We start from the raw sequence: 23,592 nt of genomic DNA, 5'->3' as shown, positions 1-23,592 counted from the left end.
CATGCGCGATCTGCTCGGATCACCGGTCATACGTTGGGTGGCGTTGCTGCTGCTTTGTGCGGCTTATCTACAAGGCGGCTTCGACAAGGCGGTGGATTTCACTGGCGCCATCGCCGAGATGGAGCATTTCGGCCTGACGCCGCCGAGGCTGTTCGCAGCGGCAACCATTGCCATGGAGTTCGGCGCTTCGTTGCTAATCCTCACCGGCTTCTATCGCTGGCTGGGTGCGCTGGCGCTCGCGGTCTTCACTTTGATGGCGACGTTCATGGCCGCGCGTTTCTGGGAACTGCCGCCGCCACAGCGGCTACCCGCGGCCAACACATTCTTCGAGCACCTTGGTTTGGTCGGCGGGTTTCTGCTGGTGGCATGGCACGACCTGCGCGAACGTCGCGCGGCGTCGACATGACGGCACCTGCGTTCACCGGTTTTCTGTTGTCATCCTGATAGGGAGCTTCCCATGCGCATCAAGTCTCTTGTACTCGCGGCGGTCTTCGGACTCGGCGCGGTTTCGTTAGCCACCATCGCCCCGCTGGAAGCGCGCACCGCGCAGGCCATCCCTGAAGTAGCGGTGGGCTCGCAGTACGACACCACTCACGTGTATGTCGATCCCGCCGCGGTCGACACGTTCGTGCAGAGCTTCCTCGCTACCTTCGGCGGACAAAGCACCAAGCAGGTGGTGGCGACCGTAACGCCTACTGCCAGCAGCACTACCTCGCAGTTGCTGCAGACACCGGTGGGTACGGTGTCGCTGTTCGGTTTCAAGACCCCGATTCCCCATCCGTTCGGCGCGGAGCGCACCGGTTATCTGGTGAAGGATATGGACGTGGCGATCCGCGCCGCGCGCGCGGCGGGCGCTGACGTCATCGTCGAGGCCTTTCCTGATCCGATCGGCCGCGATGCCGTGATCCAGTGGCCGGGCGGCGTGAACATGCAGTTGTATTGGCACACCACCGCGCCGAACTACGCGGCATTCCAGACCGTGCCGGAGAATCGCGTTTACGTGTCCAAGGACCGCGCGAACGCGTTCATCCACAGCTTCCTCGCTTTCTCCCACGGCAAGGTGGTCTCCGACGATGCGCATGCACCCGGCGTTGAGATCGGGCGCTCGGGCGATACCTATCGCCGGGTTCGTATCGAGTCGACCTTCGGCAAGATGTCGGTACAGGTGACGGACGGGCATCTGCCGTATCCCTACGGCCATGAGCTCACCGGCTACGAAGTCGCCAATCTCGGCGATACGTTGGTGAAGGCGAAAGCCAGCGGCGCGAAGGTGTTGGTGGAGCCTTACACGGCCGATGGGCGGCAGGTCGCGATGGTGGCGTTTCCGGGCAATTACGTCGCGGAGATTCACGCGGCGGCAGGCAAGTAAGCGCGATGCGATGGATCGCCCTCGCCGGTGCTTCCGTTTTCCTGTTTGCGCATGCGGTACGTGCACAGGATGCGAACGCGGCGCCGGTGAGGCCGGTGCCGCTGTTCAATCGGTGGCAGGAGAACTGGGCGCCGCTGGCCGATCCGGCGCTGCGCACCGAGCCAGGCGATTCGCTTAAGTACATCGCGCTTTCCGCCAGCAATCCGGCCAGCTATCTCTCGCTGGGTGTGAATCTGCGCGAGCGCGTGGAGCTCAACGATGCCGCGGGCTTTGGCGTGAATGGTGGCCGCGGCGACAGCTATCTGATCCAGCGCCTGCAAGTCCACGCGGATCTCCACTTTAACGAGCACTGGCAGCTTTTCACTCAGCTGGAAGACGCTCGCGACGCCAACAAGCGCACCACCACACCAGTCGACAAGAACCCGCTCGACCTGCGGCTGGCCTTTCTTGCATACACGCATACGTTCGATACAGGCACCTTCAAGGCACGCGTTGGGCGCCAGGAATTCGCCTTCGACCTGCAGCGTTTCGTGTCCTTGCGGGATGGGCCGAACGTGCGCCAGGCCTTTGATGCCGCGTGGGCGGATTGGGAAACCGGCCGCTGGCGTTTCATCGGCTTCATCAGCCAGCCGGTGCAGTATGCGGACGGGCATCCGTTCGACGACAGCTCCAACCGCCATCTGCGTTTCAGCATGCTGCGTGTGGAGCGCATGGTGTTCGGCAATCAGGAGTTGTCGGCTTACTACTCGTTATTCGCCCGCGACAATGCGAGATATATCGATGGCAGCGGTCGCGAATTGCGCCATGTCTTCGACACCCGCTATGCGGGCGCGGCGCGCGGCTTCGACTGGGACCTCGAAGCGATGGCTCAGCGCGGCTCAGTGGGCGCCAAGGACATTCGCGCCTGGGCGATCGGCACGCGCGCGGGCTACACCTTCACATCGGTCGGCTGGCGGCCTCGCATCGGCTTGCAGGTGGATGCGGCCTCGGGCGACAAGCATCGCGGCGACAACACCCTCGGCACCTTCAATCCGCTGTTTCCGAACGGCTACTACGTCACCCTGGCCGGTTACACCGGCTACACGAACTTCATCCATGTGAAACCGTCCATCACGGTGAAGCCGTCTTCGCGCCTGACTCTCATGGGCGCGCTCGGCCTGCAATGGCGCCAGACCACGGCCGACGCGGTGTACACGCAACCCAACGTCGCGGTACCCGGCACGGCGGGGAAAGGCGGTCGCTGGACCGGCATCTACGGACAACTACGCGCCGACTACGCCGTCAATGCCAATCTCGCCGCCGCGGTGGAGATGGTGCATTTCGACATCGGCGATGCCATCCGTCGTGCGGGCGGGCACAGCAGCGACTATCTGGGCGTCGAGCTCAAGTACATGTGGTGAGCCGTGAACCTCAAGGAACCAAAGACCATGAAACTGGCGATACCGACTTTACTCAGCTTCAATGCCGGCTACGTCGACACGGCGGGTTTCATGGCCTTGCACGGCCTGTTCACCGCTCACGTTACCGGCAACTTCGTCACCATCGGCGCGGCGCTGGTACTGGGCACCTCCGGCATCGTCACCAAGCTGCTGGCGCTGCCGACGTTCTGCGCGATGGTGGTGCTGGCGCGCTTGCTGCGCTATCGCCTGATCGATCGCGGTCGGCCGGTACTCAAGACTTTGCTGGGGGTGAAGCTGGTATTGCTGACCGTGGGCGGCATCCTCGCTATTTGCTATGGGCCTTTTCCGCGCGGCGATGACGTTTCGGAGATGCTCACCGGGCTCACGCTGGTAGCCGGTATGGCTGTGCAGAACGCCTTGCAGCGCGTGCACCTGGGCAACGCACCGCCCACCACACTGATGACCGGCACCACCACCCAGATCATGATCGACCTCGGCGACCTGCTGCAGGGCGTGCCCGCCGAGCAGAAAGAGGCCATCCATGGACGCCTGGCGCGGATGGGGCAGGCGGTGCTGGCGTTTGCGCTGGGCTGCGCGCTGGCCGCCTTGCTGTATGCCGGTGTGGGTACCTGGTGTTTCGCCTTGCCACCTGTGCTGGCGCTGGCCGCCTATCTCCATCGCGACGCGAGTGCCGAAGGCTGAGTTCATTCGATCGATCGGTCATACCCCCAAAGGAGACAACGATGAAAGACAACAGCAAGGTCAAACAGCGGCGCAAGGCTCCGCTGACGACACCCAGTGCACTGGGTGAGGACGCTCGGCGCGATATCGGTGGCGAGCTCAATGCGCTGCTCGCGGATTTCTTTGCGCTCTATCTGAAAACCAAGAACTTCCACTGGCACATGTCCGGTCCGCATTTCCGCGACTATCACCTGCTGCTGGACGAGCAGGCGGACCAGATCTACGCCACGCTGGATCCCATCGCCGAACGCGCGCGCAAGATCGGCGGCACCACTTTGCGCTCCATCGGGCATATCGCCCGGCTGCAGCGTCTCAGTGACAACGATGCGGATTTCGTTTCGCCAGCCGACATGCTGGCGGAGTTGCGCGAGGACAATGCTCGTATCACTTCGACCATGCGCCAGGTGCACAGCCTTTGCGACGAATACGGCGATGTGGCTACGGCCAGCTTGCTGGAGAATTGGGTGGACGAAGCAGAACGGCGCCTGTGGTTCTTGTTCGAGTCGGGGCGGAATGTCTGAGTCGATGGGAGGTTGTCTCTCTCGGCGTGGCGATTACCCGGAAGGGTAGGTAACGGTTACCTCGATAGGTCTTCGCATCTGCCTTGAGCGGAAGACAATGTGCGGTACGCCAGCATCGTGTTAACCCGCCAGATCTTTCCACTTATGCCGCCACGCGCCGGTTGGCTCGTCGACGCATGCATGGAATGTCACGCGCATGGTTCATGGGAAGCGACAAATCGAACCAGGAGAGCCCGTATGTCGTCGAAAGATTCAAACCACGAAGTCGATCCAGCACGCCGTGCTTTTCTCAGTACCACCGCCATGGTTTCAGCGGCACTGACATTGCCCATCGCCGGATTTGCAGCCAGCTCTCCCAGCCTGGGCAAAGCTGCACCCACCTCACCTCGACATGGACACTCTGACATGACCACGATTACCGCTAAAGACGGAACGCAGATCTATTACAAGGACTGGGGCAAGGGACAGCCTGTGGTGTTCTCGCACGGTTGGCCGCTGACCGCCGATGCCTGGGATGCGCAGATGCTTTTCCTGAGCTCGCACGGCTACCGTACCATCGCGCACGACCGTCGCGGCCACGGCCGTTCGGGCCAGCCATGGGACGGCAACGACATGGATACCTATGCCGACGATCTCGCCGCGCTGATCGAAAAGCTGGACCTGAAGAACGTTGTGCTCGTCGGCCACTCCACCGGCGGCGGCGAAGTAGCGCATTACATTGGACGCCACGGCAATGCACGCGTGGCCAAGTTGGTGTTGATCGGTGCGGTGCCGCCGATCATGGTCAAGACTGCCGCCAATCCTGGCGGGCTGCCGATCGAGGTTTTCGACGATATCCGCCAGAAGACGCTGGCTGATCGTTCGCAGTTCTTCAAGGACCTCTCCGGCCCGTTCTTCGGCGCGAACCGCACGGGATCCAAGGCGACGCAGGGCATGCGCGACTCGTTCTGGATGCAGGGCATGATGGGCAGCCTCAAGGGTCAATACGACTGCATCAAGCAGTTCTCCGAAGTCGACTACACGCCGGACCTGAAGAAGGTCGAAGTGCCGACGCTGGTGATTCACGGCGACGACGACCAGATCGTGCCGATCGACGATGCGGGCCGTCTTTCGGCCAAGATCGTCAAGCACGCCACGCTGAAGGTGTATCCGGGGGCGCCCCATGGCCTGACCGCCACCCATCAGGAGCAGGTCAATAAGGACTTGCTCGAGTTCATCCGCTCCTGAGCCATCCAGGCGCCGGTCGTGGTTTCCACGACCGGCTGCTCAGATGGGTTGGTTCTATACCGTAACGCGGGTCTTCGACGCCCGGGCCGCACGTATGGCGATCACCGTGAACGCAATGAGCACGATGAGTTGTACGGCACCGAAAAACGGCTGTTGAACGTTGGGAGCCAGTGCGTTCAATGCCGGGAGCTTGGCAAAGGTCTGCGCGACAAGTACGAAGACGAGAAAGTATTCGCTGACGACGATGGCGACCGCAAATTGAGCGCCCGACCCTGCGGAAAGTGCCGTGCGGCGCTGTGCAAGGAGAGCCCATGCCAGCACGAGTAATGCGATGACTCCGACGCCGATGGCCGGCGTAAAACCGTGATAAGGGAACATGAAGCCCGTTACGGTGGTGACGATGGCGGAGACCAGGAACGTGGCCATGGCAGCGGACCGGACGCGACCTAGAAACAAGCCACGCACGGCTCCGATGCCGGCAAGAATGGCCACCACGCTGATCACGGTGTGGAAGGCGGTGAATAAGCCGAGTGCTGAATTCATTACGTGCTCCTGGGCTACGACGCATCGATCTCGCAAAGGTACGCCCAATATGAACGCGGGAGTGTGATTGCCTCAATCCACAATCGTGTAATTTTTGAATGATGGGCTGAAGACGCCGCGCCGCCTGAGCTACGGGCCTTGCGCCGTCATCAGCTCCCGCGCATACCGCGTTGGCGGCAGTCCCACGTAGCGGGTGAAGGCAACGCTGAAGGTGCTTGCTGAGCTGTAGCCGACGCGTTCCGCCACTTCGGCGATGCCGCTTTCGTTCCGTCGCAGCAGGTTCTTTGCCAACGCCATGCGCCAGGCGAGCAGGTACTCCATCGGCGCGACGCCCACGGCGCGACTGAATCGCTCGAAGAATGCCGAGCGGGAAAGGGCTGCTTCTTTCGCCAACTGCGCTACTGTCCACGACCGGGTTGGGCTTTCGTGCATGTGCCGTATCGCGACTGCGAGGCGTGTGTCGGCGAGCCCGCGCAATAGGCCTGGCGATGCTGCCGTTCCTGCCGTTGACCGAAGGGCTTCGATAAGCAGCACTTCAAGAAGCCGGGCCAGGATGACATCACGCGCGGGCCGCAGCTCGCGAGATTCTTCTCCGACAAGTTGCACGAGGATGGCCAGCCTCCGCTCGCCGCGAACGTGCACGAGTTGTGGAAGTAATGAAACCAGCAAGGCCGCGTCTGGCGAACCAAACACACAGTAGCCAACCAGCAATCGAACCTCAGGCGGGCCGCTTTGCATGCCGAGTCTGAATTCGCCGTCAGGCAATGCGGTGGGTGGCCTATCGATGTCCTCCGATGTCATCGACTCCATACTCGACATGGTGAATCCGTAGACAGAGGGGATCAGGACGAAGTCACCTGTCTGGAGCGTAATCGGCGCGTGCCCGTCGACCGTGAGGCGGCACGAACCCTCAAGGATCACGCAGTAGAAGGGCCGTCCGGCCTCCGAGCGGCGAACGTTCCAGCGGCCAGCGCCGAAGACGATCTTCGAGAACGGGGCGCCGGGCTGGAGCAGCGTGACCACTTCGGCGAGCGGATCGACCATGGCCGGACTCCTGCAAACGAAACATGGACTCCTGATGGTAGTGGGTCCGGCCGAGGCGATCTATCGTTTCGGTAACGCCAACCACCACCGGGAGTCCCCCATGAAAACCGTCCTGATCACCGGCTGCTCGTCTGGCTTCGGCCTTGAAACCGCGCGGTATTTCCTTGATCGCGATTGGAAGGTCATCGCCACTATGCGTACGCCACGCGAGGACGTGCTGCCTCGCTCCGAGCACCTGCGCGTGCTTGCCCTTGATGTCACCGATTCGGAAAGCATTCGTCAGGCCGTCGCTGACGCAGGACCGATCGACGTGCTGGTCAACAACGCGGGGATTGGCGTACTGAACGCTCTCGAAGGCACATCGATAGACATCGCACGCCAGGTCTTCGAGACGAACACGCTTGGTACGATAGCGATGACGCAGGCGGTGCTACCTCAATTCAGGCAACGGAAGGCTGGTGTCATCGTGAACGTCACATCGAGCGTGACGTTGAAGTCGCTCCCTCTGCTCTCCGTATACACCGCGAGCAAGGCGGCGGTGAATGCGTTCACTGAGTCGCTTGCGCTGGAGCTTCAGCCGTTTAACGTGCGCGTGAACCTGGTGTTGCCGGGACGGGCACCGGAGACTCGCTTTGGTGAGAATGCACAGCCTCGAATGCAGAATGGCTTCCCCGAGGCGTACACCGACTTGGCGCAGCATGTCTTCGCGGCATGGGCGCAGTCATCCGAGGTTACGCGGGCGCAGGATGTGGCAGAAGCGGTGTGGCGTGCGGCGAACGACTCGTCGTGTCCGATTCGCATGACGGCTGGCGCTGACGCTTTGGCACTGGCCTGATCACACTAAGCGCGGGGGCTATGCATCGCCCCGGCGCTTAAAAAGTCATGAGCGTCCCATCTCGGGGAGTCTTGCGAAGCGCCATCCATGGCGCGGCGTAAGCCTGCATATATCGGTTGCTGCCAGCTCAGGCACCGCCAAAGATCGCAAGCGCCTGGTCGTTGAAGCCATTGACGAGGTGATGCTCGTTCGGACCCACGTTGGAGCGGAACTGCTTGGCGGCATCGACCACGATCTCGTCCGCGTCCGCTGACCGATTTGATCGCCGAGCGCATCGATCTGGCCTTGCGCATGGGCATCAAGACAGGCAGCGGTTTTTTAAAGGTACGTCGGCTGGCACCGAATGCCATGATCATCGCGGCGAGCCATAGACTGGTCATTCAGCGGGGCGATCAAAAGAGAAGGCCCCTTACGGGGCCTTCGGCGCGCGGCGAGTACTTATTTCGAAGCAGTTCCTGCGTTCTTGGCGGCTTCTTCAATCAATGCCGCAACGACTTTCGGGTTCGACACATAGATGGCGTGGCTGCCCTTGGTGTTCATGACTGTCGCGTTTGCGCGCTTCGCCATGGCTCGTTGCGCTTCCACTGGAATCATGTGGTCGCCATCAACGACCAGATAGAAGCTCGGCTTGGATTTCCATGCCGGTGTTGAGATCGTGCCGCCAAGCGCAGCGACATTCCACGGAACCTGAGAGTCGGCCATGAATTGGGCTGTCTTTGGCGGCAGGTCACCGGCAAACGCGGCGGCGAACTTGGCGCTGTCCAGCATCAGCCAGCCGTCCTTCGGGGGAAGGATTGGCGGTACGGGTGCGCCAGGTGCCGGGTGAGAGATCAGCGTCTGCACGGATTCGCCGGCGTCAGGAGCGAACGCCGTGATGTAGACAAGTGCCTTTACGTTGTCGGCGCCGCCCGCCTCAGTGATGACGGCGCCGCCATAGGAGTGGCCCACCAACACGACCGGGCCGGTCTGCTTCTCGAGCACTCGACGGGTAAAGGCCACGTCGTCGGCAAGCGAGCTCGTCGGATTCTGCACGATGCTGACGTTATAGCCGTCCTTGGTGAGCAGGCTGTAGACCTGCTGCCAGCCGGAACCGTCGACGAAACCACCGTGGACGAGCACGACATTCTTGATGGGAGTAGAGGTCGGGGTGGGGGTGGCGGCATGAGCGGCAGAGGCCAGGGACAGGGCGGCAACCGCAGCGAACGAGAGCGTCTTCAGTTTCATGGGATTCTCCAGAAGCGGGTAGTGGTGCGGGTCGGTGTTTCGTCGGAGGGGCTGGCGGGCCAGCCTTGGAGCACAGATTGCCGTCGGCCTCTCGCGCGCACCATCGGTTGAATGACCGAGGCCCGCGCGGGAGTGGCGGCGCTAGACTCCCCCTTCCTTGTCAACAGGCCACGAAATCCATGGATGACTCCACCGTCGCCCTCCTGGATGTGATCCGGTCGCTGGCCTTCGTTGGCGATCTCGCTATGGGCCAGCCCACCGATCACTCGCCGCGGGCCGCGTGGATTGCCGGGCAACTCGCCCGTGAAGCCGGCGCGGATGACGCGACGTGCACACGCGCTACGGCGGTCGCATTGCTGCGCTGGTCGGGCTGCACCGCCAATGCGCCGGAGTTCGCCCAGTTGTTTGGCGACGACGTGAGTGGCCGCAAGGCACTGCTCGCCATCCAGTCTCCCAGCAGCGGCTTTCGTTCCGGCACCCGCGGCAAAGGATCGGCGTTCCTCTCGCTGTCGCGCATCCATTGCGAAGTGTCGGGCGACATTGCGGCACAGCTAGGGCTGGATGATGAAACCCAGTTCGCGTTGCATCATCTCTTCGAAAGCCATGACGGCACGGGCGCGCCGGATGGCCTGCGCGGCGATCAGGTTCCCGTGGCTGTCTACATGGCATCGCTTGCCGGTGATCTCGATATCTTCAACCGTCTGTACGGCATGGAGCGGGCATGCAAGCTCATCGGTGAGCGGGCGGAAGTGCTGTATCCGCGAGAGCTGGCGAACTTGTTGTTGGTGCACGCTCAGCAGTGGCTATCAGCACTCGACCAAGACCCGACGTTGTCCGGCCCGTGCTCGCTGGATGCGACGCTCGCAGGCCGCACGACTTCGCTGGAGATTCTGGCGCACGTCATCGACTTGAAGCTGCCCTGGATGACTGGGTATTCGCGAGACGTGGCGCAGATTGCGCGCCATGCCGCGCGCCAGCTGGGGCTAAACGAAGCAAGCCAACAGAAGGTGTATCGGGCCGCGCTGATCCACGGCATGGGGCGGGCCTCGGTACCTAACATGGTCTGGGACACACCGGGCCGACTGGCGGAGTCGGCGTGGGAGCGCGTGCGGCTGGTGCCGTACTGGACCGGCCGCGCCGCGCGACAGATCGGCTCGCTGGCCGGCGAAGCCGAAGTCGCGTCGTATGCCTATGAGCGGCCGGATGGATCGGGCTACTTCCGCGAGGTGAAAGAAGTCAGCATCCCTTTCGAAGGCCGCATTCTCGCAGCGGCCGCCGCGCTGGTTTCGCTTCGTGCAGCGCGGCCATGGCGCGAAGCGCACATGGAACACGCTGCAAACGAACTGCTGATGGCCGAAGCTGCTGCAGGCCGCTATGACGTTGGAGTCGTCCGTGCGCCTCTCGACAAGCCACGTTCTTCGGGTGCCAGGCTGCAGGTGGCGCCATCGGCCGGCCTGCTTACCGAGCGCGAGCGGGAAGTCCTTCGCTGCATCAGCCTGGGCGCGAGCAACAAGCTTGCCGCACAGAAGCTCTCCATCAGCCCCAGCACTGTACGCACCCACGTTGAAAGTGTGTTCCGGAAGTTGGAGTGCTCAACGCGCGCGGCAGCTACGTTGAAAGCTACTCAGTTGGGTTTGCTGTAGAGCTGGGTCGCGCACCTGCGACTCAACCGGTCTGCGGTCTTCTGGCAAAGGGATGCGCGATGCGACGCGCAGCGCTGGATAGGTTTGACCTGCGTGCCATCCAGCATTCAGAGCGATGCGAGAACGCCGTCTCTGTTGGGCAAATTCCGGCGATCCGAATTCGCCATAGCTGTAGCTGCGATGTGCGCTTCACTTTCTGAGCCATACCAATGCGGGGTGACACCGAATCGGCCGCGCATGTAGCCTGCCGCGTTGGTCAGGTGCCAGCGGCCACGCCACAGGCCACCCGCGTTTGGCCCATCGGTCGACGTCTCAATAGTGATGGATGACATGCACGTGCTCCTTGGGCGGCATGGGCGACGCTAGTCCTAACACGGGGGAGTTACAACCAGTATTGGCAGCATGAGGTGTTCCCGTGGTTTCAGGCTGAGGCCAACTGAATAAGTAACGGATGCGGTCGTATGATGGGTTTCCCATAGGGGGCTTCATATGAAGGTAAATCCCGATCCGACTGAGGAAGGTCTGCTCCGCTATCAAGCAACAAACGGATTCTTTGACCTCGCCGACTTCTTTGTAGTGCGCAAGGAAGCGATTCGACTTGTACCGTGTCGATGCAGATCCAATTGTGTCAAGCCTTGCTCGGGCAGCTGCGGCTGCCAGGCATGCGCGTGGCGCTCGGCGGCGGACGGGCGGCCAGCGAAGAGAGGCTGGTTGCAACATTGAATGATGGGACAACCGTGCCAGGCATTTCACTGGATGCCAGGCAGATGTCCTCGCTCGGGGAGTTCGATGGATGTCCGCGGTCGACCAGAAGCGGGTGTGGATGGAACCCATGCAAACTCAATGTCATCCTGCACGGCTTCGTTGACCTCTCCGGCCGGAACGCCAAGAAGTTCGTTGATGCGTCCGTGCCGCATACCGAAAAAGATACCGCTGCGTCGGTAAGTCGCGGCCCACGTGACGCGATCCGCGCCTGTGTGCTCGTAATCACCTTCGTACGTAAAGCCGTTGGTGGTCTTGCCGGAAATACTGGTCATGGTGGATTCCTTTGAAAGAGATCGCTGTCTGCGCCTCCTTCCCTTGATGGGAGCGGTGCGGACAGCGCGAGCGTTGTTGGGCCAGCGACTGCCGTCAGAAATCGCGAGGGTCAGCGTTTGGGAGGGGTGCGCCGTCGTCATCCATGCGATTGGCGTCCATGTCTTGCCGGTATCGGTCAGGTTCCGGCGGATCGACCGCAGGCATGAGCGCACTCTGCCGCAGCGGGGCATTTGCTCGCGGTGATACCACCGATACGTCGTATCCCGGGAACCAGCGATTGCGCAGCTCGCTGTCTTCAGCATCCGAAAGAGGCGTGAAATGCAGCTTATGCGGGTGAAAGTAGAGTGAGTTCGTTTGATTGGGGGTATACATGGAGTTGCCTCGAGTACTGACCTACATCCTGTAGGTCATAAGCAAGCGCTAGCCCGCGGCTCCGACCAGGGCGGAGAAAACTCAGAGGCCTTGCAAGAAAAACCATATAGAGAATCTGAGGCGTCCGAAGCGGGTCTAACGAAGCTCCGGCGCACGATCAACATGCGCTTCGTGTTGTTACGCCGCTGTAAGGTCTTGCCTGGGGCGTGATGCAAGCCTAGCTCCGGAAGAAGTTCGCCTTTCCCGATAGCACTCAGGTATCGCGATGCTTGTGATCTTTGAAGTGCGACCATGCTGGCTGCTTTGCGCTTGCGGGCCATGCCTTCGGATCACTGTCACCTAACAAGTGCAAGCGCATGCTGCTGCGGCGCCAGGAAAGAAAGTCTCCTCCTTGGCAGGCGTCTCAGTTACGCGGTCCTCTCCCTAACGCCATCTGGGTACTTCTCCGATCTGCATCGGAGTCGCGGCTTCGGTCGCTCTGGATCCGCCCCGCGGATCACTACTCAAGGCAAACTTATGTCCAATCATGATTCCAACACCTCGCGCGCCGTTGGCAAGAATATCGTCGAGACAGCCGCGGCCAACGGCTCCTTTCATACGCTGGGCAAGGCTATGGAAGTGGCCGGACTCACCAATATCTTGAAGGGCAACGGCCCCTACACCGTCTTTGCGCCGACGGATGCGGCGTTCGAGAAGCTGCCCAAGGGCACGCTGGAAAATTGGCTGAAGCCAGAGAACAAGGCGGAGTTGATCTCCGTACTGAAGTATCACGTGTTGCCGGGTCGGACATCAGCCATCGAAGTCGGAAAGCTGACCGCGCCGAAGATGATGCAAGGTCAGGCCGCGCCGATTACGAAGGACGGCGACAAGCTCCGCATCGGCAGCGCCACCATCACTGAGCCGGACATCGCCTCGAGCAACGGCATCATCCACGCGATCGATGCGGTGAACGTGCCCACTAAGCACTAACCAACAAGATCTTGTGGCGGGGCGCGCCCCGCCGCGAGACCCCATGCGCTTACCCCATCACTGCCGGATCGATACGTCTCGACGCGGCTAATGTCGAGCATGCGGACCTAGGGATTCACTGCCTCTGGTAGCGCAAATAGCTCGCTCCACATCAATGGCTGAGGCCGTGCCGTAATCCGGCCACATGAGCGGGTTCTCCGTGGGCGGCTTCGCATCCTGCAATTCAATGGATGTCGCACCCGCGAGTGACATAAGACGGCGAATATCGCTGGCAAGCATTTCATCATCCAGTTCGACCGTAACCATGGTATGGCCCATCTGTTTGGGGACTGGAGGATGGCTGGGCGATCTGAACTCCGATGCTTTCTGGCCTTCCCGATGGCCCTGGTGACTGGTGCCGGACATGACCGATGTCGGCGCGCTTGCGCTTGCGGCTGAGTTTCCTACGCTTTCATCCACGCATGACTGCACGTGCATACGTTGCATGCCCCGTGCTAACAGCTTGTCTATGACGGATGCGGCTGCAAACTGATTATCAAATTTGGCTACGATGAGATTGGACATGCTAGTAACTCCCGCGTCGGGAACGTCTATATGCATGCTACGTCGCTGCAAGGAATTTTTCCGTGAGGACTTCCTTATGCGCGCCGTCAGGTGGAAGTCTGGACTGCCCCAGCCTCGTCTCTAGAAGGCTGCCACAAAAAAGGACCAGGCTACCGGTGTCGGCCGAGAATGCGAGAATTTTGCAAGCGTGCCGCAGCGCGATCTTGCCGCGACGGGCGCGCCTTGGTTGCTGCGGGCCGGATCATCGCATTCGGCGCACGCTCTCAGGAAAGGGGCGTACGCAGAAATTCGAACAACGAACATGCGAGTACAGGGGTGGCCACGCCTAGCTCGGACGCCTCGTCGAGAATCCACTTTTCATCGGACGCGTCACCCCGGACGCCCGTCTGACGAGCCAGATCGTTGGCTGTCAGACTAAGAAGGCGCGCGAGCGCGGCATCGCTGTGGCTCCAGATCTCCGCTAGCTGAGGGAGGTCAAGATCGGGGTCCGTTTTACAGCAAAGGATCGCGATACCTTCCTTGACCATCTGCGCCATGGCCGACGCCATGGCGGCATGGATCATCCTGGCGAAATGGCCCGATCCTGCCGGGCCCACTCGGCCCCAGCCTTGAGTGCGCGTGGGACTTAGCGCCTCGAAAACCCAGCCAAGATGCTCAATGGTCGATGGATCTCCTCCGATGACCATGCCGCCACCATCCGTGGATGGCCATGCTCTGCACATACCCACGTCGATGAGCTGATAGCGAAACCGTGAGAAGACGTGCGCCCGACGCAGTGTGTCCTTGTAATAGGAGTAGCCTGCGTCAATGACCGTGTCGCCCTTGGTGAGCAATGGCAGCAGCTCGTTATAGATACGTTCGGTCTCGGTGCGGTCTGGCAATGCCATCCATAGCGTGCGCGGTGGCGGCAAGGCTATCGCTAGGTCATCGAGGCGATCGACCAATGTCAGCCCCGGATGCAAGGTTCTTTCGTGCTCATCTCGGCCCGGATCGAAGCCGACGACCTGGTATCCGGCCTCCGACCATTGCATGGCGACGTGAGCGTTGGCCGCGTTGTATCCAATCATGCCGATCTGCATCGCTTGCCTCTTCGATCCTCTACTATCAAGGAATACCGGCATCTGATCCCGAAAGTCTGATCTGGGTGCGGTTATCCCCTTGTGAGGCCCACGACGTCGCGTCGACATCCAGGTGGCCTCCCTCCGTGCCAGTCATGGCCCACCTACCTGGCACCTCTTCACGCAGCGGCCTCGCCGAGCGGCGTAAAACCGAATGTCGGGAAGCAAAAGCCGAGCGTGATCGCGTTTGAGCGCGGAAAGGACGCTACATCCACAACCTCATAACGGGATGGTCGCTTTTGAAGATAAGCAGTCCTCTGGCTTTGCTGAGCCTACGCCACCTTCGGGCCATTCTTCGCAGAGAGTCCATGTTGCGTCGTGGCAGCTTTGCGCAAGAGCCTGCCTTGCGCTCGGAGCTGTACAGCGCCGACCAGATGGAGGCATACGGCGCGGTGCTGGCAAGCCGGCATCGTTCGAGCAAGCACTCCAGGGCCAATACGTTGTTGACGCGTCTTGCCGACAACGAGGTGGTGCTCTCGCACACTTGCGAAATGCTTACGCGCGCCTTGGGAGGCGGACAACGCATCACGCCCGCGGGCGAATGGCTGCTCGACAATTTCTATTTGATCGAGGAACAGATTCGCACGGCGCAGAGGCATTTGCCCAAAGGCTACAGCCGCGAGCTTCCGCGCCTCGTTCATGGACCATCCGCGAGACTTCCGCGCGTCTATGACATCGCGCTGGAAACCATCTCGCATGGCGACGGCAGGGTGGACAGCGAGAGTCTGCGCCGCTTTGTGGCCTCCTACCAGACGGTCACCCTGCTCACGCTAGGCGAATTGTGGGCCATTCCAATCATGCTCCGCCTGGCACTGATCGAGAATCTGCGCCGCGTGGCTGCTCGCGTGATGTCCGACTGGGGCGACCGCAACCTGGCCGACGAGTGGGCGGACCAGATGACCGAGATCGCCGAAAGCGATCCCAAGAGCGTTGTGCTCGCGGTGGCCGACATGGCGCGATCGGATCCTCCGATGGCCAGTTCGTTCGTCGCCGAACTGACCCGCCGATTGCAAGGACAAAGCCCGGCATTGGCATTGCCGCTGACCTGGATTGAGCAGCGGCTCGCGGAATCGGGCCTGAGCATCGAGCATCTGGTGCAGATGGAGGCGCAGCAGCAGGCCGCCGACCAAGTGTCTATCGGCAATAGCATCGGCAGCTTGCGCATGCTGTCGGCGATGGACTGGCGCGAGTTTGTCGAAAGCACCAGTGCGGTCGAACAGGCGCTGCGCGAAGATCCTGCGGGTATCTATGCCGCCATGGATTTCGACACGCGCGATCACTATCGGCATGTCGTCGAGGCGCTGGCTAAACATTGCGGCCACGCCGAAGCGGACGTGGCCCGCGCAACGGTCGAGCTGGCACGGTCTGGAAGCGGGCAGGGGGCTGCGCCGTCGCACGTCGGCTTCTATCTGGTGGACAAGGGAGTGGTGACTCTGGAGCGAGCCATCGCTGCCCGGAGAATTTTTTCACAACGACTGCAACGGCTCGTTCTGGCGGCTCCGCTGGAAATCTACCTTGGCCTGATCGCACTGCTGACCCTGCTGCTCGCGCGTCCTTTGATGCTCGGCATCGGGCTGAATGGCATACATGGGTGGCTGGCCGCGCTGATCGCGATTCCCACGGTGCTCGTGACCAGCCAGCTGGCCATCGGTCTGGTGAACTGGCTGGCGACCATCGCCGTGACGCCCCAGATGCTGCCTCGCCTGGATTTCAGCGAGGGCGTTCCCGAGCATGCCCGGACACTGGTGGTTATTCCTACGCTGTTTTCTAGCTTGCAGGATGTCGACGAGCTGATCGAAGGTCTTGAGGTGCGCTTTCTCGCCAATCGCGACGAACACGTCCATTTTGGCCTGTTGACCGATTTCACTGATGCATCGACGGAAGTCCTGGAGCAGGACGCGTCTTTGTTGCGGCTGGCACAACAACGCATCGATGCGCTCAATGCGGCCTATCCCGATGTGCATGCTGACCGGTTCTTTCTCTTTCATCGGCCGCGCCGCTGGAATGAAGCCGACAAGGTATGGATGGGTTTCGAACGCAAGCGGGGCAAGTTGGCTGAGCTCAATGCGTTGCTGCGAGGCACGGGGCGTGACCGGTTCTCGATGATCGTCGGACGCACGGATATTTTTCCGGAGATCAGGTACGTCATCACCCTCGACGCCGATACGCAATTGCCGCGCGATTCCGCCCGGCTGTTCATCGGTGCCATGGCGCATCCGCTCAATCGCGCTGTTTATGATCCCGCCAAGCGGCGCATCGTCTCTGGTTACGCCATTCTGCAACCGCGTGTCGGCATCAGCCTGCCCAGCGCGACGCGTTCATCCTTTGCGCGACTTTTTGGCAGTGATGCCGGCGTCGACCCGTACACGCGGGCGGTGTCGGATGTCTATCAGGATCTGTTTCGTGAAGGCTCTTTCATTGGCAAAGGCATTTACGATGTCGACGCCTTTGAACAGGCCATTGCCAGGCGTTTCCCCGACAACGGCATCCTGAGCCATGACCTGCTCGAGGGTTGCTACGCCCGATCCGGATTGATCAGTGATATCCAGCTCTACGAGGAATATCCCTCGCGTTACAACGCCGATGTGAAACGGCGTCATCGCTGGGTGCGCGGCGACTGGCAACTGCTGCCATGGCTTCTCCCCTGGGTTCCCTTGCCGGGCAAGCGCCGCGAGCGCAACCCGCTTTCCGCGCTGTCGCACTGGAAGATTCTCGACAATCTCCGCCGCAGTCTGGTACCGCCGTCGCTGCTGGCGCTGCTTTTGCTCGGTTGGCTGGACGTGTCGCAAGCAGCTTCGTGGACTTTTGCCGTTCTGGCGGTTGTCCTGGTTCCGCCGGTGCTGGCCTCGTTGCTGGATCTGCTCCAAAAGCCGAGCGAGGTGGTGCTCGAACAGCACCTGGGGGGAGCGCTGCATTCGGCCGGACAGCACTTCGCCCGTGCACTGCTGGCATTGATATGGCTGCCTCACGAAGCGCTGTACAGCCTGGATGCGATCGTCCGAACACTCTGGCGTATTGCCATCAGCCGGCGACGACTTTTGCAGTGGAATCCATCCAGAGAAGTGGAGCGCGTCAGCACCAACGATCTGGCCGAACTGTTCCGATCGATGTGGATTGGCCCGCTGCTGGCCATCGTGACCTTGACAGTGTTATGGCTGCGGAGGCCAGAAGCATTGCCGGTCGCTGGGCCGTTCTTGTTGATGTGGCTCGTGTCGCCTGCGGTGGCTTGGTGGATCAGCAAGCCGCCGTTGATCAGCACGTTCAATCCGACGCCGCGAGAGCGGCGTTTCCTGCGCCGGCTGTCCCGCAGAACCTGGGCGTTCTTTGAGGCACATGTGGGACCTCAGGAGAACTGGCTTCCGCCGGACAATATGCAGGAGCAGCCGGAGGCCGTCATTGCGCATCGTACTTCCCCGACCAACATGGGATTGGCGTTGCTGGCGAACCTTGCCGCCTACGACCTTGGCTACCTGACGGCAGGGCGGCTGGCAGAGCGTACGGCCGCCACGCTGCAAACGATGGGGAACATGGAGCGGTATCGGGGGCATTTCTATAACTGGTACGACACGCTGTCATTGCAGCCGCTGCGGCCGCGATACGTATCCGCCGTGGATAGCGGCAATCTGGCTGGGCATCTGTTGACCCTTCGTCCCGGCTTGCTTGCGCTGCCGGATGATCCGGTTTTTGACGAGCGCATGTTCGAAGGCTTGCATGACACTTTGGACATCTTGCGCGAAGCCGTGACCGCGGAACGCCCGGAAGGCGTCGCGGCTCTACTGGGTGTCGAGGCTGAACTCGAGGCCGCCCTCGCCGCACCATCGGAATCGTTGGCGATCGCGCGGGATCGCATGCAGAAGGTGCTGGATCGGGCGGAGAAAGCGGCCACCGAAGTGAAGGCCGTCCTCGATGGCCATGCCGATTTCTGGCTGCAGCGGCTGCTGGAGCAGTGCCGCGATATCCAGGATTACCTGGCTTCCTTGGTTGGGCTGTCCGGTGTCGAGGGAGAGGGTAGTCGGGAGGGCATCCCAACGCTTCGGCAAGTGGCCAATATCGACATGGACGAAGCGCAGGTGGCGATGGATGCGCGACCTTCGGTCCTGGCAGCGAAGCGACGCGCGATCGAGTTGATCGACGTGCTCGTCACGTTGGCGCAGCAGGCGGCCGACCTGGCCGATATGGAATATGAATTTCTCTACGACACCCATCGCGACCTGCTGTCGATCGGATACAACGTGGAGGAACGGCGGCTCGATACCGGCTTCTACGATCTGCTGGCATCGGAAGCACGGCTCACCAGTTTTGTCGCGATTGCCCAGCAACAGCTGCCACAGGAAAGCTGGTTCACGCTCGGCCGGCTGCTGACTAGCGTGAGCGGTGAACCGGTGTTGCTATCATGGAGCGGCTCGATGTTCGAGTACCTGATGCCGATGCTGGTGATGCCGAGCTATGAGGGCACGCTGCTGCACCAGACCTGTCGCACCGCCGTCGACCGACAGATCGAGTACGGCAATCAGCTGAGCATTCCCTGGGGCGTTTCCGAGTGCGGGTATAACGCACGCGATGTCCATTTCAACTACCAATACCGGGCCTTCGGCGTTCCCGGGCTCGGCCTCAAACGCGGCCTGGGCGAGGAGCTGGTCGTTGCGCCTTATGCGTCGGCCCTGGCGCTGCTGGTGGCCCCCGAAGCCGCTTGCGCCAACTTGCAACGTCTTGCTGACGAGGGGCTGGAGGGGCGCTTCGGCTTGTATGAGGCCGTCGACTACACCCCCGCGCGTTTGCCGCGCGGGCAAAGCTCGGCGATCGTTTACTCCTTCATGGCGCATCACCAGGGTATGAGTCTGTTGGCGCTCAGCTACGTGCTACGGCCGCGCCTGATGCAGAAGCGCTTCGAATCCGAGCCAAGCTTCCAGGCCACCTTGCTGCTGCTGCAGGAGCGGGTGCCCAGGACGGCAGCGGAATATCAGCACGCCACCGGCTTCGCCTCGCTGGAAGCCCCGTCGCTGGTATCCGAAACCTTATTGCGCGTGTTTGCCGATCCGAACCGGGCGGAGCCGGCCGTGCAGCTGCTTTCCAATGGCCGCTACCACGTCATGGTGAGCAGTGCGGGCGGCGGCTATAGCCGACACCGGGATATGGCTGTGACGCGGTGGCGGGAAGACATCAGCTCCGACAACTGGGGCATGTTCTGCTATTTGCGCGATGTGGCCAGCGGCGAATTCTGGTCTAGTGCATTCCAGCCCACCTTGAAGAAAACCGAGGCCTACGAGGCGATCTTCTCTGATGCGCGCGCCGAGTTTCGCGTGCGCGAACGGGACTTCGACGCGCATACCGAAATCGTGGTGTCGCCCGAAGACGACATCGAGCTTCGTCGCATCCGCATCACGAATCGCGGGCGAGCGAAGCGGACCATTGAGATCACCAGCTATGCCGAAGTGGTCTTGGCACCACCGATGGCCGATGCGGTGCACCCCGCCTTCAGCAATCTGTTCGTGCAGACCGAACTGGTGCGCGCATTGCAGGCCATTGTATGTACGCGGCGCCCGCGCTCCAGCCAGGAGCAGGTGCCATGGATGTGCCATCTGCTGGCCGTGCACGATGCCGACATCGACGAGATTTCCTATGAGACTGACCGTGCCAGATTCATCGGCCGCGGCCGCAGCGTGGCCTCGCCGCTGGTCATGGATAGCACCATTGACCGTCTTTCGGACAGCGAAGGTTCGGTGCTTGATCCGATCGTAGCCATCCGCTGCCGCATTACGCTGCAGCCCGAGCAATCAGCACTGATCGACACGGTCACCGGTATCGGTGACAGCCGTGACGCCTGCGTGCACTTGATGGAGAAGTATCGCGACCGTCATCTGGCTGACCGCGTGTTCGACCTCGCATGGACCCACAGTCAGGTACTGCTGCGCCAGTTGAATGCGAGCCTGGCTGATGCGCAGCTGTACGAGCGCATGGCCACGTCCATCATCTATGCGAATGCCTCTCTGCGTGCCGACACCGGCATTCTTCTGGCGAATCGGCGTGGCCAGTCAGGTTTGTGGGGCCAGGCCATTTCCGGTGACCTGCCAATTGTGCTGCTGCACATCGCGGAGCTTGCCAATATCGACCTGGTACGCCAGCTGGTGCAGGCACATGCGTACTGGCGCCTCAAGGGTCTGGCGGTCGATCTGGTGATATGGAACGAGGATCACGCCGGTTATCGACAGCAATTGCAGGACATGATCATGGGCCTGATCGCCTCCGGCGTGGAGGCGAGCCTGCTGGATCGCCCGGGCGGTATCTTCGTGCGGCCGGCGCAACAGATATCCAACGAGGATCGCATCCTGGTGCAGGCCACCGCGCGCCTGATCGTCGACGACAGTCGCGGTAGCCTGACCGAACAGATCAATCGACGGCGGGTAAGAACGCAGCCGGTGCCGTTCACCGCCGTGGCGAACCGGCTTACCTCTGACGAGGTCGGCGGTCACGCCGCGTCCGAAACGCCGCCCAGGGAGCTGTCTCTAAGCAATCCCTATGGCGGATTCAGTGCTGACGGCACCGAATATGTCATTACCTTGAAGGCAGGGCAGGCGACACCCGCGCCATGGGTCAACGTGCTGGCCAATGCGCAGTTCGGCACCGTAGTTTCCGAAAGCGGCGGTGCCTATACCTGGGGCGAGAACGCGCACGAGTTCCGGCTGACGCCCTGGCAGAACGATCCAGTGACCGACGGTTGTGGCGAGGCGATGTACCTGCGCGACGACGAAACAGGCTATTACTGGTCGCCCACGCCGCTGCCGCGATGTGGCGAAGGTCCTTATGTGACCCGGCACGGCTTCGGCTATTCGGTGTTCGAACACGCGGAAGAGGGCATCAGCAGCGAGTTGTGGGTTTACGTGTCTTTGGATTCCGCGGTGAAGTTCTCCGTGCTCAGGGTGCGTAATACATCCGGACGCACACGCCGCCTTTCCGCGACGGGGTATGTCGACTGGGTACTGGGTGAATTGCGCAGCAAATCGGCGATGCACGTGGTGACCGAGTCCGATCCGATGACCGGGGCGCTCTTTGCGCGTAACGCCTACAACACGGACTTCCCGGGTAGGGTCGCCTTCTTCGATGTCGACAACCCCGCACGCACCTTCAGCTGTGACCGCAGCGAATTTCTTGGCCGCAACAGCAGCCTGCGCGCACCGGCAGCGATGGGGCACGCGCGCCTGTCGGGACGTGTCGGTGCCGGTCTGGATCCTTGTGCGGCCATCCAGCTTGCCTTCGAACTGGATGACGGCGATGAGCAGGAGATCATCTTCCGACTGGGCATGGCCGGCGACGCCAAAGCGGCCAGCGATATGGTGCAGCGATTCCGCGGTATGGGCACTGCAGCCAACACCTTGGAAGCCGTACGCACGCACTGGCGCTGGACGCTGGGCAAGGTGCAGGTGCAGACGCCCGATCCAGCGGTCAATGTGCTTACCAACGGCTGGTTGATGTACCAGGTCATCGCTTGCCGCTTCCTGGCGCGCAGCGGTTATTACCAGTCCGGCGGCGCCTACGGATTCCGCGACCAGTTGCAGGACTCCATGGCGATGATCCATGCCTCGCCCTACAGCTCGCGCCAGCATTTGTTGCTGTGTGCCGCGCACCAGTTCGTCGAGGGCGATGTGCAGCACTGGTGGCATCCGCCGCTGGATCGGGGGGTGCGCACGCGCTGTTCGGACGACTATTTGTGGCTTCCCTTGGCCACCAGTCGCTACGTACTTGCCACCGGTGACCACGGCGTGCTCGATGAGGTCGCGGGCTACCTTGAAGGACGCCAGGTCGGTCTCGATGAGGAGTCCTATTACGACCTGCCAGCGCATTCGGGTCTGCGCGAAACGCTCTATGAGCATTGCGTTCGCGCCATCGGACATAGCATGCCGCGCGGCACGCATGGACTTCCGCTGATGGGTATCGGTGACTGGAACGATGGCATGAACCGCGTCGGTGAACACGGGCACGGCGAGAGCATCTGGTTGGGTTTCTTCCTTTATGGCGTGCTGCTTCAGTTCGCGCCGGTGGCACGTCTGCGCGGTGATGAAGCGTTCGCCGCCTGCTGCGAGGTCGAGGCCGCCAAGTTGCGCACGAGCATCGAACAGCATGGCTGGGATGGTGCCTGGTACCGGCGCGCGTACTTCGACGATGGCGCGCCCTTGGGTTCGGCCACCAACGATGAGTGTCGGATCGACTCCATTGCGCAAAGCTGGTCCGTGCTGTCTGGCGCGGGTGAGGCGGCGCGCCAGCAACAGGCGATGAATTCGCTGGACCAGCACCTGGTGCGTCGCGACGTTGGATTGGTGCAACTGCTCGAACCGCCGTTCGACAAGTCCTCACTCGATCCGGGCTACATCAAGGGTTATGTGCCAGGTGTTCGTGAGAACGGAGGGCAGTACACGCACGCGGCGATCTGGGCAACGATGGCGTTTGCCGAACTTGGCGACAGCAAGCGCGCGTGGGAATTGCTGGGCATGATCAATCCGGTCAATCACAGCCTGACGGCCGAAGGCATGGAGATCTACAAGATCGAACCCTACGTCGTGGCTGCCGATGTCTATGGTGTGGCTCCACATACCGGACGGGGAGGGTGGAGCTGGTACACCGGCTCGGCCGGCTGGATGTACCGGCTGATCGTGGAGTCGCTGCTTGGCTTGCACGTGGAAGGCGAGCGCCTGCATATCAGGCCCGTGCTGCCCTCCGCATGGCGTTCTTTCAGCATGGACTACCGATATCGCGAGACGGATTACCACATCACCGTCCTGCAGGAAGCCGGACTTGAAGGCGGCGATCAGGTCAGCCTCGACGGTAAGGTGCAAGTGGAGCAGAGCATCTCCCTGGTCGATGATGGCAAGGATCATCAAGTGGAGATCCGGCATCGATCCGCGTCGCAGAGTCATCCCGGCACAGACATCACGTCATGACGAGGCTGCCGATGTCCGATCTTGACGTCCTGCTGCATCCCATGCCCTGAT

General features: G+C 61.6%; 18 protein-coding genes. 10 read left to right on the top strand and 8 right to left on the bottom strand.

The features are described from left to right. Position 1 precedes the first annotated feature (1 nt). The 6 genes from BM338_RS07035 (at position 2) to BM338_RS07010 (ending at position 5,258) form a co-directional block, all read left to right on the top strand. Positions 2–406, top strand: coding sequence for a DoxX family protein (locus BM338_RS07035; protein ID WP_090451194.1), 405 nt, complete (start codon positions 2–4; stop codon positions 404–406). Between the two features lie 51 nt (positions 407–457). Continuing rightward, positions 458–1,369 (top strand): glyoxalase, encoded by a 912-nt coding sequence (locus tag BM338_RS07030; protein WP_177229263.1) that lies wholly within the window; start codon positions 458–460, stop codon positions 1,367–1,369. 5 nt (positions 1,370–1,374) lie between these two features. Further along, positions 1,375–2,769: an alginate export family protein gene (locus tag BM338_RS07025; protein WP_090450192.1), complete on the top strand. Its 1,395-nt coding sequence runs from the start codon at positions 1,375–1,377 to the stop codon at positions 2,767–2,769. 27 nt (positions 2,770–2,796) lie between these two features. Continuing rightward, positions 2,797–3,471, top strand: a complete 675-nt coding sequence (locus BM338_RS07020) for a YoaK family protein (protein WP_090450191.1) — start codon at positions 2,797–2,799, stop codon at positions 3,469–3,471. A 41-nt stretch (positions 3,472–3,512) separates the two neighbouring features. Next, the gene (locus BM338_RS07015) at positions 3,513–4,031 is read left to right on the top strand and encodes a Dps family protein (protein ID WP_090450190.1); all 519 of its coding nucleotides are present in this window, start codon (positions 3,513–3,515) and stop codon (positions 4,029–4,031) included. A 405-nt stretch (positions 4,032–4,436) separates the two neighbouring features. After that, the gene (locus BM338_RS07010; protein WP_090450189.1) at positions 4,437–5,258 is read left to right on the top strand and encodes an alpha/beta fold hydrolase; all 822 of its coding nucleotides are present in this window, start codon (positions 4,437–4,439) and stop codon (positions 5,256–5,258) included. Positions 5,259–5,312: 54 nt separating this feature from the next. On the opposite strand, the gene BM338_RS07005 is transcribed toward BM338_RS07010, so the two are convergent. Together BM338_RS07005 and BM338_RS07000 are read right to left on the bottom strand one after the other, a co-directional pair. Beyond that, on the bottom strand, positions 5,313–5,801 hold the full coding sequence (locus BM338_RS07005) for a hypothetical protein (protein WP_090450188.1): 489 nt from the start codon (positions 5,799–5,801) through the stop codon (positions 5,313–5,315). A gap of 129 nt (positions 5,802–5,930) precedes the next feature. Next, complete coding sequence (locus BM338_RS07000) at positions 5,931–6,845, bottom strand: AraC family transcriptional regulator (RefSeq protein WP_090450187.1); 915 nt, start codon at positions 6,843–6,845, stop codon at positions 5,931–5,933. A 100-nt stretch (positions 6,846–6,945) separates the two neighbouring features. Here BM338_RS07000 and BM338_RS06995 point away from each other — a divergent pair, with 100 nt between their 5' ends. Then, positions 6,946–7,680, top strand: coding sequence for an SDR family oxidoreductase (locus tag BM338_RS06995; protein ID WP_090451192.1), 735 nt, complete (start codon positions 6,946–6,948; stop codon positions 7,678–7,680). 438 nt (positions 7,681–8,118) lie between these two features. On the opposite strand, the gene BM338_RS06990 is transcribed toward BM338_RS06995, so the two are convergent. Beyond that, positions 8,119–8,904: an alpha/beta hydrolase gene (locus BM338_RS06990; RefSeq protein WP_090450186.1), complete on the bottom strand. Its 786-nt coding sequence runs from the start codon at positions 8,902–8,904 to the stop codon at positions 8,119–8,121. A 179-nt stretch (positions 8,905–9,083) separates the two neighbouring features. Between BM338_RS06990 and BM338_RS06985 the strand changes: the two genes are divergently transcribed. After that, positions 9,084–10,547, top strand: coding sequence for an HD domain-containing phosphohydrolase (locus BM338_RS06985; RefSeq protein WP_090450185.1), 1,464 nt, complete (start codon positions 9,084–9,086; stop codon positions 10,545–10,547). Between the two features lie 107 nt (positions 10,548–10,654). Here the strand turns inward: BM338_RS06985 and BM338_RS21340 are convergent, their stop codons facing one another. The 3 genes from BM338_RS21340 to BM338_RS21335 form a co-directional block, all read right to left on the bottom strand. Continuing rightward, on the bottom strand, positions 10,655–10,879 hold the full coding sequence (locus BM338_RS21340; protein WP_143109267.1) for a hypothetical protein: 225 nt from the start codon (positions 10,877–10,879) through the stop codon (positions 10,655–10,657). A gap of 417 nt (positions 10,880–11,296) precedes the next feature. Then, on the bottom strand, positions 11,297–11,584 hold the full coding sequence (locus BM338_RS06980; protein ID WP_090450184.1) for a hypothetical protein: 288 nt from the start codon (positions 11,582–11,584) through the stop codon (positions 11,297–11,299). 94 nt (positions 11,585–11,678) lie between these two features. Beyond that, positions 11,679–11,957, bottom strand: a complete 279-nt coding sequence (locus BM338_RS21335) for a hypothetical protein (protein WP_143109266.1) — start codon at positions 11,955–11,957, stop codon at positions 11,679–11,681. A 516-nt stretch (positions 11,958–12,473) separates the two neighbouring features. On the opposite strand from BM338_RS21335, the gene BM338_RS06970 reads away from it, so the two are divergent. Continuing rightward, entirely contained in the window at positions 12,474–12,926 is a 453-nt protein-coding gene (locus BM338_RS06970) for a fasciclin domain-containing protein (RefSeq protein ID WP_090450182.1), read from the top strand. 87 nt (positions 12,927–13,013) lie between these two features. Here the strand turns inward: BM338_RS06970 and BM338_RS06965 are convergent, their stop codons facing one another. Together BM338_RS06965 and BM338_RS06960 are read right to left on the bottom strand one after the other, a co-directional pair. After that, on the bottom strand, positions 13,014–13,490 hold the full coding sequence (locus BM338_RS06965; protein ID WP_143109265.1) for a hypothetical protein: 477 nt from the start codon (positions 13,488–13,490) through the stop codon (positions 13,014–13,016). Between the two features lie 263 nt (positions 13,491–13,753). Further along, positions 13,754–14,569 carry an NAD(P)-binding domain-containing protein gene (locus BM338_RS06960; protein WP_177229261.1) on the bottom strand — a complete coding sequence of 272 codons (816 nt, stop codon included), beginning with the start codon at positions 14,567–14,569 and terminating at the stop codon, positions 13,754–13,756. A 347-nt stretch (positions 14,570–14,916) separates the two neighbouring features. Here BM338_RS06960 and BM338_RS06955 point away from each other — a divergent pair, with 347 nt between their 5' ends. After that, on the top strand, positions 14,917–23,541 hold the full coding sequence (locus BM338_RS06955) for a glycoside hydrolase family 94 protein (RefSeq protein ID WP_090450179.1): 8,625 nt from the start codon (positions 14,917–14,919) through the stop codon (positions 23,539–23,541). Positions 23,542–23,592 lie beyond the last annotated feature (51 nt).

It is taken from the genome of Dyella sp. OK004, from assembly GCF_900114495.1.
Taxonomy (GTDB): Bacteria; Pseudomonadota; Gammaproteobacteria; order Xanthomonadales; family Rhodanobacteraceae; genus Dyella_D.
The sequence above is the reverse complement of the archived record's forward strand: the minus strand, read 5'-3'. Positions and strand labels throughout refer to the sequence as shown.

Coding starts and splice junctions, on each gene's coding strand:
- BM338_RS21340 (WP_143109267.1), bottom strand. CDS start 10,879: ATGTCATCCATCACTATTGAGACGTCGACCGATGGGCCAAACGCGGGT.
- BM338_RS07015 (WP_090450190.1), top strand. CDS start 3,513: ATGAAAGACAACAGCAAGGTCAAACAGCGGCGCAAGGCTCCGCTGACG.
- BM338_RS07010 (WP_090450189.1), top strand. CDS start 4,437: ATGACCACGATTACCGCTAAAGACGGAACGCAGATCTATTACAAGGAC.
- BM338_RS06965 (WP_143109265.1), bottom strand. CDS start 13,490: ATGTCCAATCTCATCGTAGCCAAATTTGATAATCAGTTTGCAGCCGCA.
- BM338_RS07030 (WP_177229263.1), top strand. CDS start 458: ATGCGCATCAAGTCTCTTGTACTCGCGGCGGTCTTCGGACTCGGCGCG.
- BM338_RS06985 (WP_090450185.1), top strand. CDS start 9,084: ATGGATGACTCCACCGTCGCCCTCCTGGATGTGATCCGGTCGCTGGCC.
- BM338_RS07000 (WP_090450187.1), bottom strand. CDS start 6,845: ATGGTCGATCCGCTCGCCGAAGTGGTCACGCTGCTCCAGCCCGGCGCC.
- BM338_RS06990 (WP_090450186.1), bottom strand. CDS start 8,904: ATGAAACTGAAGACGCTCTCGTTCGCTGCGGTTGCCGCCCTGTCCCTG.
- BM338_RS07020 (WP_090450191.1), top strand. CDS start 2,797: ATGAAACTGGCGATACCGACTTTACTCAGCTTCAATGCCGGCTACGTC.
- BM338_RS07035 (WP_090451194.1), top strand. CDS start 2: ATGCGCGATCTGCTCGGATCACCGGTCATACGTTGGGTGGCGTTGCTG.
- BM338_RS21335 (WP_143109266.1), bottom strand. CDS start 11,957: ATGTATACCCCCAATCAAACGAACTCACTCTACTTTCACCCGCATAAG.
- BM338_RS06980 (WP_090450184.1), bottom strand. CDS start 11,584: ATGACCAGTATTTCCGGCAAGACCACCAACGGCTTTACGTACGAAGGT.
- BM338_RS06960 (WP_177229261.1), bottom strand. CDS start 14,569: ATGCAGATCGGCATGATTGGATACAACGCGGCCAACGCTCACGTCGCC.
- BM338_RS06970 (WP_090450182.1), top strand. CDS start 12,474: ATGTCCAATCATGATTCCAACACCTCGCGCGCCGTTGGCAAGAATATC.
- BM338_RS07005 (WP_090450188.1), bottom strand. CDS start 5,801: ATGAATTCAGCACTCGGCTTATTCACCGCCTTCCACACCGTGATCAGC.
- BM338_RS06955 (WP_090450179.1), top strand. CDS start 14,917: ATGTTGCGTCGTGGCAGCTTTGCGCAAGAGCCTGCCTTGCGCTCGGAG.
- BM338_RS06995 (WP_090451192.1), top strand. CDS start 6,946: ATGAAAACCGTCCTGATCACCGGCTGCTCGTCTGGCTTCGGCCTTGAA.
- BM338_RS07025 (WP_090450192.1), top strand. CDS start 1,375: ATGCGATGGATCGCCCTCGCCGGTGCTTCCGTTTTCCTGTTTGCGCAT.